This is a genomic window from Massilia sp. Masssp94 (genome assembly GCF_059491305.1).
Window position 1 is genome coordinate 3,608,670 of sequence record NZ_CP168501.1, and the last position, 15,217, is coordinate 3,623,886.

Genomic DNA, 15,217 nt, shown 5'->3' on the forward strand with positions numbered 1-15,217 from the left:
GGGTTGGATACGGAACCGGCGATTATAAGCCAGCCCTGCGCCCAAGGCAACCGGCGCTGTTGCTGCGCCGTTTCTGCACCGTTCAGGCGCCATGCAGGCGCGACATCATGGTGAGGATCATGCCGCCGAAACCGAGGCCGAAGCCGATGAGCATCGTGATGGCGGTTGCCGCCATCCACTTGCTCAGGTGGGCCGATTGGCCATGGATGTCAGCCTTGAGTTCGGCCTTCAGTTCCGACAGGTCTGCTTTGTTGGGTAACATGGTCAGCGTGGTGTCGAAGCGGGTTTCGAGAACCGTCAGCCGGCGGTCGAGCACGACGTCCTTGTCGTGCCGCGCCGGGACGTCGCGTAATTCGTTGAAGATCATCTTGGCCTCCATGGTTGTCTTGGTGCGGATTTTCCGCGCCCGTACCACCCTCGGCTTGACCTAGATGAATCGTACCGCATAAAGCAGAAAAGGCGAGTACGACTCGCCTTTTCCGTTCGATGCCAGGGCTGGAGGATCAGCCGCCGCGACGCATCAGGTCGAAGAATTCGACGTTGGTCTTGGTCGCGCGCATCTTGTCGAGGATGAACTCCATCGCCTCGATCTCGTCCATCGAGTACAGCAGCTTACGCAGGATCCAGATCTTCTGCAGCTGGTCCGGCTTGATCAGCAGTTCCTCGCGGCGGGTGCCCGACTTGTTCAGGTTGATCGCCGGGTAGACGCGCTTCTCGGCCAGGCGGCGCTCGAGGTGGACTTCCATGTTGCCGGTGCCCTTGAATTCCTCGTAAATCACGTCGTCCATGCGCGAGCCGGTCTCGATCAGCGCGGTCGCGACGATCGTCAGCGAGCCGCCTTCCTCGACGTTACGCGCGGCGCCGAAGAAACGCTTCGGACGCTGCAGCGCGTTGGCGTCGACGCCGCCGGTCAGCACCTTGCCCGAGGCCGGGATCACGGTGTTGTAGGCGCGTGCCAGGCGGGTGATCGAGTCCAGCAGGATCACGACGTCCTTCTTCATCTCGACGAGGCGCTTGGCCTTCTCCAGCACCATCTCCGCGACCTGCACGTGACGGGTGGCCGGTTCGTCGAAGGTCGACGCGACGACTTCGCCGCGCACCGAGCGTTGCATCTCCGTCACTTCCTCGGGACGTTCGTCGATCAGGAGGACGATCAGCGTGCAGTCCGGGTGGTTGGCGGTGATCGCGTGGGCGATGTGCTGCAGCATGACCGACTTGCCCGACTTCGGCGAGGCGACCAGCAGGCCGCGCTGGCCCTTGCCGATCGGCGAGATCAGGTCGACGATGCGGCCGGTGATGTTTTCCGCGCCGTTCATGTCGCGCTCGAGGCGCAGCGGCTCGTTCGGATGCAGCGGCGTCAGGTTCTCGAACAGGATGCGGTGTTTCGAGGCTTCCGGCGATTCGCCATTGACCTTGTCTACCTTCACCAGCGCGAAGTAGCGCTCGCCGTCCTTCGGCGTGCGGACCTCGCCTTCGATCGAGTCACCCGTATGCAGGTTGAAACGGCGGATCTGCGATGGCGAGATGTAGATGTCGTCGGTGGAAGCCATGTAGCTCGCATCCGGCGAACGCAGGAAACCGAACCCGTCCGGCAACACTTCGAGCGCACCGTCGCCGAAAATCTGTTCGCCCTGTTTCGCGCGCTTCTTGAGGATCGCGAACATCAGTTCTTGTTTGCGCAGGCGAGCTGCGTTGTCGATATCCAGGCTGATCGCCATCTCCAGAAGGGCGGAGACGTGCATTGCCTTCAGTTCAGATAAGTGCATGTGTCGGGTGTCCCGTGACGGGAAAGTAAAGGTAGGGGAGGGAACTGCGTGGGTTAATCAAAGGGATAGGATCGGAATCGATCGCCTACCCGGTCCGGAACAGGCGGCAGTGCGGGCGCGCTGCCGCCACCTATGGTATCAGATGTTGCTATCGATGAAAGCAGTCAGCTGGCCTTTTGCCATTGCGCCGACTTTCTGGGCGGCTGCGACACCGTTCTTGAACAGGATCAGCGTGGGGATGCCGCGGATGCCGAACTTGGCCGGAACGGCCTGGTTCGCATCGACGTCCATCTTCGCGATCAGCAGCTTGCCGTCGTATTCTTTCGCGACTTCTTCCAGGATCGGCGCGATCATCTTGCAGGGGCCGCACCACTCGGCCCAGAAGTCGACCAGGACCGGGCGCTCGGATTTGAGCACGTCGGTTTCGAAAGATGCATCGCTGATGTGTTTGATGTTTTCGCTCATGTTTTCCTCAAGAGAGGTAAGTAATTAACGCCTGCAGGTCTTTCGGACTCTCGTCGATCCTGCTCGGTAGTGTCAGCCGGTTCCCGTACTTGTCAGACTGGCTTGCTGCACAAAGGTGGTGCCAATGTGTGCAATATTCAATAGTGGAAGAGCTGCAAGAGGATGTCAGGCGGGGTTTAATCGGAATAATAACCGATTTTTTTGGAACGTGTTCGTGAGCTTTGTACAAAATCTCAACATGCTCAAGGTTCCTGATTGACCTCACCAATTATCACCACAATCAGCCGACGCTGCCCGTGAATTTATATAAATGTCCCGGGTGCCACATCGTCACGACCGAGGCCACCCGGCCGCCCGACGTCGTGCGGCGCTTGAGCACGAGGCACGACGTGCCGGGTGCGACACCGAGCATCTCCGCCACTTCGCGCGGCGCCGGCAGCGCTTCGATGCTGTACGTGGCACCCTGCAGCGGCGCCGCTTCCATCAGGTGTTCGTTGGGCGTGATGCGCGCGAAGTCCTGGTCCAGGTAGGCGGGCGCGCAGGCCGGATTGACCCAGCGGTCCTCGACCTGGATCGGCTGGCCGTTCTCGTCGTGGACGATCAGCGAATGGAACAGCGGCGTGCCGGGTTCCAGTTCGAACTGGCGCGCCAGCGTCTCGCCCGCCGGGCTGTGTTCCAGCAGGCGCGGATGGCTCGCATGCACGTGGCCGCGCGCGCGCACCTCGTCGGCGATGTTGCGGATCTCGACCAGCGTCGCCTGGTACTTCTGCGGTGCGACGTAGGTGCCCGAACCCTGGCGGCGCGTGAGCACCTGTTCCGCCGTCAGCTCGCGCACGGCGCGGTTGACGGTCATGCGCGAGACGCCGAACTGGCGCACGAGCGCCTGCTCGGACGGCACCAGGTCGCCTTCCTTCCAGCGGCCCGACGCGATCTCGCCGAGCAGATAATCCTTGATACGCTGGAAAATGGGCGTGCTGTCTTGCGCGATCTGTTCGTCCAAACTACTCTCCGGAATCTGTCACCTCGTCGGGGAGGTGACATTCTAGCATCGCGAATTCGAAAGCAAGACCCGAAGTGTTTGCCGCAACGCCCGCGCTTACGATGGGGCCATCGAGAATCTGGAGACCGAGATGAACACCGCCACCATCCCCCAATCCGCTGCCGCCTGGCTCACCGACGACGAGCGCTGGGCCGCCGTGGTCGCCCGCGCGCGCGAAGCCGACGGCCAGTTTTATTATTCCGTGCGCAGCACGGGCGTGTACTGCCGGCCCTCGTGTCCGTCGCGCACGCCGCGCCGCGCCAACGTCGCTTTCCACGCGACGCCGCACGATGCCGAGGCGGCGGGTTTTCGCGCCTGCCTGCGCTGCCGCCCGGACGCGGCGCCGCTGGCCGAACGCCAGGCCGAGGCCGTGGCGAAGGCGTGCCGCCTGATCGAGGCCGCCGAGGAAGAACCGGACCTCGCCAGCCTGGCCGAGGCCTGTGGCATGAGCCGCTTCCACTTCCATCGCATCTTCAAGGCGCACACGGGCATCACGCCGAAGGCCTATGCGGCGGCGCGCCGGGCCGAGCGCTTGAAGCAGGGGCTGGCGCAGGCGGGCAGCGTCACCGCGGCCGCCTACGACGCCGGCTTCAATTCCAGCGGCCGCTTCTATGCCGCGTCGTCCGGCGTGCTGGGCATGACGCCGAAACGCTATCGCGCGGGCGGCGGCGGGGAAGCGATCCGCTTCGCCGTGGCGGCGTGCTCGCTGGGCGCGCTGCTCGTCGCCGCGACCGACAAGGGCATCTGCTGCATCCTGCTGGGCGACGATCCGGACGCCCTCGTGCGCGACCTGCAGGACCGCTTTCCGAAGGCCGAGCTGATCGGCGCCGAACCCGGCTTTGAACGCACGGTGGCGCAGGTCGTCGCCTTCGTCGAGGCGCCGCGTCTCGGGCTCGACCTGCCGCTCGACGTGCGCGGCACCGCGTTCCAGCAGCGCGTGTGGCAGGCGCTGCGCCAGATCCCGGCCGGGCAGACGGTCGGCTACGCCGAACTGGCCGCGCGCCTCGGCATGCCGCAGGGCGCGCGCGCCATCGCCGGCGCCTGCGCCGCCAATCCGGTGGCGGTGGCGATTCCGTGCCATCGCGTGGTGCGCAACGACGGCTCGATCTCCGGCTACCGCTGGGGCGTCGAACGCAAGCAGGCGCTGCTCAAGCGCGAGGCCGAGGCATCATGAGTATCGACTGGGACCGCGTCGCCGACGACCTCGACGCCTTCGGCTGCGCCGTGCTGCCGTCCCTGCTGGATGCGGACCAGTGCGCGGCGTATGCGGCCGGCTATGCTGACGACGCGCGATTCCGCAGCCGCGTCGTGATGGAGCGGCACGGCTTCGGGCGCGGAGAATATCGCTATTACGCGTATCCGCTGCCGCCCGGGCTTTCGGGCCTGCGCACCGCGCTGTACCCGCCGCTGGCACGCATCGCCAACCGCTGGCAGGCGGCGCTCGGGCTGGAGGAGCGCTACCCGGACGCGCACGGCGATTACCTGGCGCGCTGCCACGCGGCCGGCCAGTTGCGGCCGACACCCCTGTTGCTGCAATACGGTGCGGGCGATTACAACTGCCTGCACCAGGACCTGTACGGCGATTTCGTCTTCCCGTTGCAGGTGGCCGTACTGCTGTCGCGCCCCGGCGTCGATTTCAGCGGCGGCGAATTCGTCCTGACGGAACAGCGGCCGCGCATGCAGTCGCGCGTCGAAGTGGTGCCGCTGGGGCAGGGCGATGCCGTCGTCTTCCCCGTGCACACGCGCCCCGTCAACGGCACGCGCGGCATCTACCGCGTCAACATGCGCCACGGCGTCAGCCGCGTGCACAGCGGGCAGCGGCATACGCTGGGAATCATCTTCCACGACGCTAGTTGAGAACCGGGGTCAGAGCCCGATTTTTGGAAATTGCTCCAGCGCGCTGTCTGACGTCGTCTCTCTTGGTGCTGCCGTGCCAAGAGGACGATTGCCGTTGCTGGCGCCCCTGATTTCGGAGATGAGTTGATCGGGCAATGCGTCTTCGCATAGCTGCCTGTATACAGCCTGGCGCGTGATCGTTTCATGGTGCAGGCGCAAATATGCGAGATGCGGTTTGACCAGCGGGCTATCGTGTCCGAGGGCATTTGTTTGGTAGCTGGACCAGGGGTAATGTTCTGGCTTGACCACCATGCGTGCGCGCACAGGATTCAACTCGATGTAGCGCTGGCATGCCAGAAAATAGTCCTCGTCGAGCACGAGGCAGGAACGAAAGCGGCCTTCCCACAAGGTGCCCGTACGCGTGTGGCGACGGTTGAAGTATTGCACGTAACGCTGGCCCAGGCGCCGCATCAATACGCTGGCTCCATGCTCATCATCTGGAGACAAAAGCAAATGGACGTGATTGGTCATCAGTACATAGGCATGCAAAGCACAACCGCAGTCGTATGCGCATTCACGCAATATGTCGAGATACACCAGATAGTCGCTTCGACAGGTGAAGCACGGAATCCGATTGTTTCCTCGCTGGATGACATGGAGCGGTACCGACGGCAGGACAAGGCGGCGCGGACGTGGCATGGCGAAAGCGAAAGGGACGGAAGACGAGACGATACAAAACCGTCGTCCGGAGAGAGCGAGGAAAATCAACTGTGCAACGGTATTCGGACCATTTTCAGGCGGATCTTTCCAAAAACCGGGCTCTGACCCCGGTTTTATGAAATGTGCTAAGGGAAGTAGAATTTTTATCAGATGTTAGGCATGCATACGTTTCCGTCGTAGCATCGAGGAACCTGCACCTCAGCAGGCTTACAACGATAATCCAACGGAGACAACCATGAGCGTATCGCGTCGCCTGTTCCTGGCCGCCCTCGGCGTGGCCAGCGTGTCCGGCGGGAGCCTGGCCCGGGCCGGGGACCTGCCGCAACCCCTTGTCATTTACGATGACGAATTGAAGAACGGTTTCCAGAACTGGAGCTGGGCGAAGACGCAGTTGTCGGTGCCGGTCGGGAACGGCAAGCCGATCCGCGTCGAAGGGGAGCCGTGGAGCGCGCTCGCCCTGCACCACGAACCGTTTTCCACCGAGGGCTACAGCAAGCTGACCTTCGTCATCAACGGCGGCATGAATGGCGGCCAGACCCTGATGGTCAAGGCCATGGCCGACGGCAAGGCGATCGAGGCCGACTTCGTCATCCAGCTGAAGGCGAAGACGTGGGCCGCCGTCGAAGTGCCGCTGAAGGACATCAACGCGGCCGGCAAGACCATCGACACCCTCATCTGGCAGGGCCAGGGCGCCGCCTACCCGGGGTACTACATCACGCGCGTCCAGCTCGAGTAAGCCCGCCCTTCACGGCAGCTCGCCGCCCGCAAACGGATCGATCGAGTACGGGTACACGGTGCCGAGGAATCCCGGTTGTGCACGCACGCGGACGATCCACCCGACGATGCCGGGATAGTCGGCCAGCGCCAGCCCGGCCTCGTCGGCCCGGTGGACGTACGCAAACAGCGACATGTCGGCGATCGTGTACGCGGCGCCCGCGATGAACGGGCGCTGCGTCAGTTCGCGGTCGAGGATCGCCAGCGCCTTGTCCGCGACGCGGCGCAGGCGGTCGACCAGCGCCGGCGCGCGCCGCGCCAGCTTGCCCGTCAGCGTCCAGTGGCGCAGCGTCGCGATCGACGCCACGTGGTCCTGTTCGAACGACAGCCATTGCTGCACCTTCGCCCCGCCGAACGGATCGGAAGGCAGGTACGGCGTGCCGTGCGCCAGGTACGTCAGGATGGCGTTCGACTCGGCCAGCGTGCGGCCGTCGGACAGGCGCAGCGCGGGCACGGCGCCGGTCGGATTCAGCGCGAGGAAGTCGGGGCGCTGGCCTTCGCCTTCGAAGATGCGCACGATCTCCGTGCGATAGGGGATGTCGAGATGGTTCAGCAGCAGGCGGACTTTCCAGGCGTTCTGCGAGGGCAGGTAATCGTACAGGGTGAGCATCGTTATCTCCGGTGAAAAAACACGATTGGACCACCGCGTAAAACGCCGCACCCTCCGGTTCTTGCGATCGAACCACAGGCCCGCGATTGACCACAATGTAAATTTCTATACACTCTGTTTCTTGCTATTGAGCCGTACCCCGGTTCATCCACAACGACAACGGAGACCCCGATGCGCCCCCGCCACAAGCAACTCAGGCACACCCTGATCGCCCTGGCCCTCGCCACCGCCACGGCCCACGCCACCACCGTCATCGACAACGCCAACGGCTACACGCTGAACGCGAAGGGCGACGTCGTCCAGTTCGCGTCGCTCGCGTTCGATGACGCCGGCCGCATCCTCGCCGTCGGCACTGCCGCCGATGTCGCCGCGAAGGCTCCGCAGGCGAAGCACGTCGACATGGCCGGCCGCACCGTGCTGCCGGGCCTCATCGATGCGCACGGCCACGTGTTCGGCCTGGGCGAGATGCTGACGCAGCTCGACCTGTCGGCCACGACGTCGCTGCCGCAGGCGCTGGCCGCCATCGGCGACTACGCGCGTGCCGACGCCAAGGCCGCGTGGGTGCGCGGGCGCGGCTGGAATCAGGAGAACTGGAAGCTGGGTCGCTTCCCGACCGCACAGGAACTCGATGGCGTCGTGGCCGACCGGCCCGTGTGGCTGGAACGCGTCGACGGCCACGCCGGCTGGGCCAATGGCCGCGCGCTGGCGCTGGCCGGCATCACGGACCAGACGCCGGACCCCGTCGGCGGCAAGATCGTGCGCGACGCCGCCGGCCATGCGACGGGCGTGCTGGTCGATGCGGCGCAGGCGATGATCCAGAAGGTGCTGCCGCAACCGACGGAACAGGAAGCGCGCGCGATGCTCGACCGCGCGCTGGGCACGATGGCCAGCGTCGGCCTCACGAGCGCGCACGACGCGGGGATCGGCATCGCCGAGGACCGGCTGTACCGCGATTACGCGGACCACGGCAAGCTGACGGCGCGCATCTACGGGATGATCAAAGGCACCGGCGCCGACTTCGACCGGCTGGCGCGAAACGGCCCGCTGGACACGTACGGCCACGACATGTACGCGCTGCGTGCCGTGAAACTGTACGCCGACGGCGCGCTGGGCAGCCGCGGCGCGGCGCTGCTGGCGCCGTACACGGACGATCCGCATTCGCACGGCCTGCTGTTCCATTCGAACGGCGAGATCGACGCGATGATCGCCAAGGCCATGAAGAAGGGCTACCAGGTCAACGTGCACGCGATCGGCGATGCCGGCAACCGCCAGATCCTCGACATCTTCGCGAAGGAGATCCCCGCCAACCGCGGCCAGGCGCTGCGCCACCGCATCGAGCATGCCCAGGTCGTGACCCCGGCCGACATCCCGCGCTTCAAGAGCATCGGCATCATTCCGTCGATGCAGCCGACGCACGCGACGTCCGACAAGAACATGGCCGAGCAGCGCATCGGCCCCGAGCGCATCAAGGGCGCGTACGCGTGGCGCACGTTCCTCGCGCAGGGTTCGCGCATCGCGTGCGGTTCGGATTTCCCGGTCGAGGCGCCGAACCCGTTCTTCGGCATCCACGCGGCCGTCACGCGCCAGGACGCGAGCGGCAATCCGATCGCCGGCTGGTATCCCGAGCAGGAGATGTCGCTGAAAGAAGCCTTCCGCTGCTTCACGCTCGACGCGGCCTACGCGGGCCACCAGGAAAAAACGCAGGGCTCCCTCGAAGCGGGCAAGTACGCGGACTTCATCGTCATCGACCGCGACCTTTTCAAAATCTCCCCGTACGACATCCACAAGATCGGCGTCCTCGAGACGTGGGTCGGCGGCCAACAGGTATATCGCAAACCATGATGAAAGCTCTCGTCGCCGCTCTCGCATTCGTGGCCGTTTCCCCGGCCTGGGCGCAGTCTTATGCCCGCATGGTCGTCATCGTCCCCAAGCCTGGCCAGGCCGAGGCGTTTGAAAAGGGCTACGAGCGCCACCTGCAATGGCACAAGGGCGTGCAGGACCCGTGGACGTGGTACGGCTGGACCTTCGTGCTGGGCAACCGCATCAACCGCTTCATGGACGGCACGTTCGGCCACGCGGCCGCCGACTTCGACGCGGCCGTGCAGCCCGCGGCCGACGCCGCCGACAACAACGTGAACGTGGTGCCATACGCCGACTTCGTCAGCCACGGCATCTACCAGCGCATGGACGCGATGAGTGCGGGCGAGCCGCTGCCGGACGCGTCGCCGTTCCTGAGCCTGACGACTTACCACATCCGTCCCGGCCAGGAGGCGGCGTTCGAGCAGGCGGTGGCGCGCGCGCGCGGCACGGCGCGCCAGACGTGGTACAGGCTGCAGGCCGGCGGCGAGGCCCCGGCCTACGTGCTGATGCGCGCCGTGGCGTCGTTCGGTGCGGCTGCAACGCTGGGGACGCCGTACACTTTGTCCGGCCTCGTCGACCGGGTCGATAACGAATTGCTGCGCTACCGTCCGAACCTCAGCTATCGCCCTTGACGAGGTTGTATAGACAACTTAGACTTCCTGGAAAACTTATGTCGAGGAGTCCGTCATGACCACAGCCTCTCCCAGCGGAGATCCGCGTTTCGATCCCACCCGCGTCATCCGCGCCCCGCGCGGCAGCGAGCTCACATGTAAAAGCTGGCTGACCGAGGCGGCCTATCGCATGTTGCAGAACAACCTGGATGCCGAGGTGGCGGAAAACCCGCAAGGCCTCGTCGTCTACGGCGGCATCGGCCGCGCGGCGCGCGACTGGGCCTGCTTCGACCAGATCCTCGCGTCGCTGCGCGATCTCGACGACGACCAGACGCTGCTGATCCAGTCCGGCAAGCCGGTCGGCGTGTTCCAGACGCATCCCGACGCCCCGCGCGTGCTGCTCGCGAACTCGAACCTCGTGCCGAAATGGGCGACGTGGGAGCATTTCAACGAGCTCGATCGCAAAGGCCTGTTCATGTACGGCCAGATGACGGCCGGCAGCTGGATCTACATCGGCACCCAGGGCATCGTGCAGGGCACGTACGAGACGTTCGCCGAGGCGGGCCGCCAGCACTTCGGCGGCGATATGTCCGGGCGCTGGATCCTGACCGCGGGCCTGGGCGGCATGGGCGGCGCGCAGCCGCTGGCCGCGACGTTCGCCGGCGCCGTGTCGCTGAACGTGGAGTGCCAGCAGAGCAGCATCGATTTCCGCCTGCGCACCCGCTACCTCGACAGGCAGGCGAAGGACATCGACGACGCGCTGGCCATGATCCGCGACCACAAGGCGCGCAAGGAGGCCGTTTCCATCGGCCTGCTGGGCAACGCCGCGGACGTGCTGCCGGAACTCGTGCGCCGGGCCAAAGAGGGCGGCCTCGTGCCGGACCTGGTGACGGACCAGACGTCCGCCCACGACCTGATCCACGGCTACCTGCCGCGCGGCTGGACCGTCGAGCAGTGGCTCGCGGCCCAGCGCGATCCGGCGCAGCACGCGGCCCTGAAGCAGGCGGCGGCCGAATCCTGCGCCGTGCACGTGCGGGCGATCCTCGACTTCAAGGCGATGGGATCGTACGCCGTCGACTACGGCAACAACATCCGCCAGGTCGCGTTCGACCAGGGCGTGAAAAACGCGTTCGACTTCCCCGGCTTCGTGCCCGCGTACATCCGCCCGCAGTTCTGCGAGGGCCGCGGTCCGTTCCGCTGGGTGGCGCTGTCCGGCGACCCGGAAGACATTTATAAAACCGACGCGAAGATCAAGGAGTTGTTCCCGCAGCACACGCGCGTGCACCGCTGGCTCGACATGGCGCGCGACCGCATCGCGTTCCAGGGCCTGCCGGCGCGCATCTGCTGGCTGGGCCTCGGCGAGCGTCACCTGGCCGGCCTCGCGTTCAACGAGATGGTCCGCACGGGAGAATTGAAAGCGCCGGTCGTGATCGGACGCGACCACCTGGACACCGGTTCCGTCGCGAGCCCGAACCGCGAGACGGAAGCGATGCGCGACGGCACCGACGCCGTCTCCGACTGGCCCCTGCTGAACGCCATGCTGAACACGGCCGGCGGCGCGACGTGGGTGTCGCTGCACCACGGCGGCGGCGTCGGCATGGGGTATTCGCAGCATGCGGGCGTCGTCATCGTGGCGGACGGCACGGAGGCCGCGGATAAACGCCTGGCCCGCGTCCTCGTCAACGATTGCGCGTCCGGCGTGATGCGCCATGCGGATGCCGGCTACGAACTCGCGATCGAGACGGCCAAGCGCTTCGGCCTGCGCCTCCCGATGATCAAGTAAGACGGAATCGAACCACCATGACTCAAGACCACCACGAACTGACCCTGAATCCGGGCGCCTTGTCCCTGAACGACCTGCGCGCCGTCTGGGGCGCGCACGGCCCGCTCACGCTTGCGCCGGCCGCATATGCCGCCATCGAGACGTCGGCCGCCACCGTGCAGGCCATCGTCGCCAAGGGCGATCCGGCCTACGGCATCAACACCGGCTTCGGCATCCTGGCCAAGCGCCACATCCCGCAGGCCCAGCTCGAACAGCTGCAGCAGAATCTGATCCTGTCGCATGCCGTCGGCACCGGAGAACTCCTGCCGGACAACGTGGTGCGCTTGATCCTGCTGACCAAGATCGGCAGCCTGGCGCGCGGTTATTCCGGCGTGCGGCCGCTGATCGTCGACACGCTGATCGCCCTGTACAACGCCGGCATCATGCCCGCGATCCCGTCGCAGGGGTCCGTCGGCGCGTCCGGCGACCTCGCGCCGCTGGCGCACATGACGCTCGCGATGCTGGGCGTCGGCCAGGTGCGCATGCGCGGCGAATTGATGGAGGCGCGCGCCGCGCTGGCCGCGGCCGGTATCGAACCGGTCGTGCTGGCGGCGAAGGAAGGCCTCGCGCTGATCAACGGCACGCAAGTGTCGACGGCGCTCGCGTTGAACGGCCTGTTCCTCGCCGAACGCCTGCTGGAGGCGGCGATGGTGTCCGGCGCGCTGTCTCTGGATGCCGCGCGCGGCAGCGACGCCCCGTTCGACCCGCGCGTGCATGAAGTGCGCGGCCAGCCGGGCCAGATCGCGGCGGCGAAGATTTATCGCCAGCTGGTGGCGGGCAGCGCGATCCGCGCGTCGCACCTCGTCGGCGACGAGCGCGTGCAGGACCCGTACAGCCTGCGCTGCCAGCCGCAGGTGATGGGCGCCGTGATGGACCTCATCGCCCAGGCCGGCCGGACACTCCTCATCGAATCCAATGCCGTCACGGACAACCCGCTCGTGTTCCCGGACTCCGGCGAAGTCATTTCCGGTGGGAATTTTCATGCGGAACCCGTCGCATTCGCGGCCGACACGCTGGCGCTGGCCATCGCCGAAATCGGCGCGCTGGCCGAGCGCCGCATCGCGCTGCTGATCGATTCGACGCTGTCCGGCCTGCCGCCGTTCCTTGTGCGCGAGCCGGGCGTCAATTCCGGCTTCATGATCGCGCACGTGACGGCGGCCGCGCTGGCGTCGGAAAACAAGTCGCTGGCGCATCCGGCCAGCGTCGACAGCCTGCCCACGTCCGCCAACCAGGAAGACCACGTCAGCATGGCGACATTCGCGGCGCGCCGTCTCGGCCAGATGGCGCACAATACGGGTGTCATCGTCGGCATCGAGCTGCTGGCGGCGGCGCAGGGGATCGAATTCCACCGCCCGCTGACGAGCTCCAGCCACTTGGAACATGTCCACGCAAAATTGCGCGAGCACGTGCCAGCGTTCGACGAAGACCGGTTCTTCGCGCCGGACATCGAGGCGGCGCGCCGGATGGTGATGGAAGGCGAACTGTCGGCCGCGTGCAAGGACTTGTTCGCCGCACTGCACTGATCAGGGAGTCACGATGGATTTCAGGTTCAAGCCGGGTTCCGTGCCGCTGCTGCTGTCGATGCCACACGCGGGCACCGACATTCCCGACGACATCGCCGCGAACATGGCGCCGTGCGCGCTGGTGCGGGCCGACACGGACTGGCACCTGCCCGACCTGTACGCCTTCGCGGACAGCATCGGTGCCTCCACGTTGTCCGCGCGCTGGTCGCGCTATGTCATCGACCTGAACCGGCCGCCCGAGGACACGAATCTGTACCCGGGCCAGGATACGACGCGCCTGTGCCCCGTCGACACGTTCGCCCGCGAACGGTTATACCAGGACGGCCGCGAACCGGACGCCGACGAAATCGAGCGCCGCCTTGACCTGTACTGGCGCCCATACCACCAGCAACTGCGCGCGGAACTCGACCGCCTGCTCGCGCTGCACGGGCAGGTGGTGCTGTGGGATGCGCATTCGATCGCGTCCGTCGTGCCGCGCTTCTTCGACGGCCGCCTGCCCGACCTGAACTTCGGCACGGCCGACGGCCGGTCATGCTCGCTGCAGCTGCAGGGCGAGATGATGCGCGTGGCCGGCTCCCAGGACCTGTTTACCTTCGTCTTCAACGGCCGCTTCAAGGGCGGCCACATCACGCGCTTCTACGGTGATCCGGCCGCCGGCGTGCATGCGATCCAGCTCGAAATGTGCCAGTGCCTGTACATGGACGAGGCGCCGCCGTTCGCCTATCAACCCGACGCCGCCGGCAAGGTGCAGCCTCTGTTGCACGAGCTGCTGGAATCGGCAGTCGGGTGGGCGAGGGCAGGGGGGCACGCGTGAACGCTTTATTCGCGCGCCACGCGCTGCTGGCCGGCGGCTGGGAGCGGGACGTGCTGCTCGAATGGGACGTGCGCGGCGACCTGACGAATGTCGCGCCGGAGGCGTCGCCGCCGCTCGGCGTGGCGCGCGCCGATTATGTCCTGCCCGGCATGATCAACCTGCATTCGCACGCGTTCCAGCGCGCCATCGGCGGATTGACCGAACGGGCGGGAAGTCGTCCTGACAGCTTCTGGACGTGGCGCGACCTGATGTACCGCGTCGCCAACCGCATCACACCGGAGCAGATGGAAGCGGTGGCCGCGCAGCTGTATGCGGAATGCCTGCGCCACGGCTACACGGCGGTCTGCGAATTTCATTACGTGCAGCGCGCGCCGGGCGGCCATCTGTATGGCCATCCGGCCGAGACGGCGCAGCGCATCGCCCAGGCCGCGCGCGAAGCCGGCATCGGCGTGACCCTGCTGCCCGTGATGTACGCGTACGCGGGCTTCAACGACACGCCGTTGCGCCAGGACCAGGAACGCTTCCGCACGGATCCCGCGCAGGTGCTGCGCATCGTCGAAGCGCTGGAACCCTTGCGCGGGCCGCAGCTGGAAGTGGGCGCGGCGCCGCATTCGCTGCGCGCCGTATCGGCCAGCCAGCTGCGCGAACTGGCGCAGGCGCTGCCGGCAGGCCGGCCGCTGCACATCCACATCGCCGAGCAGCAGCTCGAAGTGGCGCAGTGCGTGGAGGCGACCGGCATGCGCCCGGTGGATTACCTGATGGAGCAGGTGGACGTCGACGCGCGCTGGTGCCTCGTGCACGCGACGCATCTGTCGGACGGAGAACGGGACCGCATCGCGGCCAGCGGCGCCGTCGCGGGCCTGTGCCCGACGACGGAAGCGAACCTGGGCGACGGCCTGTTCCCGTTGTCTCCCTACATCGCGGCCGGCGGGCGCTTCGGCATCGGCAGCGACAGCCACGTGTCGCAAAGTCCCGTGGAAGAACTGCGGTGGCTCGAATACGGCCAGCGGCTCTGCTACCTGCGCCGCAATATCGCCGTCCATGGCGAGGAGCGCGACGTCGGCGCCTTCCTGTGGCAGCAGGCGCTGGCGGGCGGCGCGCAGGCGGCGGGGCGCCGTCTCGGCGTGCTCGCGCAGGGCCGGCGCGCCGACCTGCTCGTGCTGGACAGCGCGCACCCGAACCTGGACGGCGTGCCGCCGCACGAGGTATTGGGCCGCTTCCTGTTCAGCGGCAACGACAACCTCGTGCGCGACGTGCTGGCCGGCGGCCACTGGGTGGTGCAGGGTGGCCGCCACAAGGCGCAGGACGCGATCGCGCAGCGCTACAAGGCCGCAGCGCGTACACTGCACGCACATTGATGCCAACGACGAAGGGAAG

Annotated in this window: 15 protein-coding genes; 9 read left to right on the top strand and 6 right to left on the bottom strand. The window is 66.3% G+C overall.

Annotated features, from left to right (window positions below):
* Window positions 1–82: 82 nt before the first annotated feature.
* From ACEN9G_RS15995 to hutC, 4 genes are all read right to left on the bottom strand, one after another.
* A complete protein-coding gene (locus ACEN9G_RS15995) occupies window positions 83–379 on the bottom strand; it encodes a hypothetical protein (RefSeq protein ID WP_413673529.1) in 297 nt (98 codons plus the stop codon).
* Between the two features lie 124 nt (window positions 380–503).
* Window positions 504–1,766 (bottom strand): transcription termination factor Rho, encoded by a 1,263-nt coding sequence (rho, locus tag ACEN9G_RS16000; protein ID WP_413343042.1) that lies wholly within the window; start codon window positions 1,764–1,766, stop codon window positions 504–506.
* A 138-nt stretch (window positions 1,767–1,904) separates the two neighbouring features.
* Window positions 1,905–2,231 (bottom strand): thioredoxin TrxA, encoded by a 327-nt coding sequence (gene trxA, locus ACEN9G_RS16005; RefSeq protein WP_036236119.1) that lies wholly within the window; start codon window positions 2,229–2,231, stop codon window positions 1,905–1,907.
* Between the two features lie 280 nt (window positions 2,232–2,511).
* Window positions 2,512–3,231, bottom strand: a complete 720-nt coding sequence (gene hutC / locus ACEN9G_RS16010) for a histidine utilization transcriptional repressor HutC (RefSeq protein WP_413343044.1) — start codon at window positions 3,229–3,231, stop codon at window positions 2,512–2,514.
* A 130-nt stretch (window positions 3,232–3,361) separates the two neighbouring features.
* Here hutC and ada point away from each other — a divergent pair, with 130 nt between their 5' ends.
* Together ada and ACEN9G_RS16020 are read left to right on the top strand one after the other, a co-directional pair.
* Window positions 3,362–4,444 carry a bifunctional DNA-binding transcriptional regulator/O6-methylguanine-DNA methyltransferase Ada gene (ada, locus tag ACEN9G_RS16015; protein ID WP_413673530.1) on the top strand — a complete coding sequence of 361 codons (1,083 nt, stop codon included), beginning with the start codon at window positions 3,362–3,364 and terminating at the stop codon, window positions 4,442–4,444.
* The gene (locus tag ACEN9G_RS16020) at window positions 4,441–5,127 is read left to right on the top strand and encodes a 2OG-Fe(II) oxygenase (protein WP_413345197.1); all 687 of its coding nucleotides are present in this window, start codon (window positions 4,441–4,443) and stop codon (window positions 5,125–5,127) included. Before ada ends, ACEN9G_RS16020 begins: the two co-directional genes overlap by 4 nt.
* Window positions 5,128–5,136: 9 nt before the next feature.
* Here ACEN9G_RS16020 and ACEN9G_RS16025 read toward each other — a convergent pair whose 3' ends face one another.
* Entirely contained in the window at window positions 5,137–5,805 is a 669-nt protein-coding gene (locus ACEN9G_RS16025; RefSeq protein WP_413345199.1) for a transposase, read from the bottom strand.
* Between the two features lie 256 nt (window positions 5,806–6,061).
* Here ACEN9G_RS16025 and ACEN9G_RS16030 point away from each other — a divergent pair, with 256 nt between their 5' ends.
* Window positions 6,062–6,562 carry a hypothetical protein gene (locus tag ACEN9G_RS16030; RefSeq protein WP_413345201.1) on the top strand — a complete coding sequence of 167 codons (501 nt, stop codon included), beginning with the start codon at window positions 6,062–6,064 and terminating at the stop codon, window positions 6,560–6,562.
* Between the two features lie 9 nt (window positions 6,563–6,571).
* On the opposite strand, the gene ACEN9G_RS16035 is transcribed toward ACEN9G_RS16030, so the two are convergent.
* Window positions 6,572–7,210, bottom strand: coding sequence for a glutathione S-transferase family protein (locus ACEN9G_RS16035; RefSeq protein WP_483126756.1), 639 nt, complete (start codon window positions 7,208–7,210; stop codon window positions 6,572–6,574).
* A gap of 171 nt (window positions 7,211–7,381) precedes the next feature.
* Between ACEN9G_RS16035 and ACEN9G_RS16040 the strand changes: the two genes are divergently transcribed.
* Genes ACEN9G_RS16040 through ACEN9G_RS16065 form a run of 6 tightly spaced genes read left to right on the top strand, consistent with a single transcriptional unit; the run spans window position 7,382 to window position 15,198 of the window.
* Window positions 7,382–9,052 carry an amidohydrolase gene (locus tag ACEN9G_RS16040; RefSeq protein WP_413342058.1) on the top strand — a complete coding sequence of 557 codons (1,671 nt, stop codon included), beginning with the start codon at window positions 7,382–7,384 and terminating at the stop codon, window positions 9,050–9,052.
* Entirely contained in the window at window positions 9,052–9,702 is a 651-nt protein-coding gene (locus ACEN9G_RS16045) for a hypothetical protein (RefSeq protein WP_495605439.1), read from the top strand. The genes ACEN9G_RS16040 and ACEN9G_RS16045 overlap by 1 nt, the downstream gene beginning before the upstream one ends.
* A gap of 55 nt (window positions 9,703–9,757) precedes the next feature.
* Entirely contained in the window at window positions 9,758–11,464 is a 1,707-nt protein-coding gene (gene hutU / locus ACEN9G_RS16050) for a urocanate hydratase (RefSeq protein WP_413342054.1), read from the top strand.
* Between the two features lie 17 nt (window positions 11,465–11,481).
* Window positions 11,482–13,026 (top strand): histidine ammonia-lyase, encoded by a 1,545-nt coding sequence (gene hutH, locus ACEN9G_RS16055; RefSeq protein ID WP_413342052.1) that lies wholly within the window; start codon window positions 11,482–11,484, stop codon window positions 13,024–13,026.
* 13 nt (window positions 13,027–13,039) lie between these two features.
* Window positions 13,040–13,840: an N-formylglutamate deformylase gene (gene hutG / locus ACEN9G_RS16060; protein WP_413342050.1), complete on the top strand. Its 801-nt coding sequence runs from the start codon at window positions 13,040–13,042 to the stop codon at window positions 13,838–13,840.
* Entirely contained in the window at window positions 13,837–15,198 is a 1,362-nt protein-coding gene (locus tag ACEN9G_RS16065) for a formimidoylglutamate deiminase (RefSeq protein WP_483126757.1), read from the top strand. Before hutG ends, ACEN9G_RS16065 begins: the two co-directional genes overlap by 4 nt.
* Window positions 15,199–15,217 lie beyond the last annotated feature (19 nt).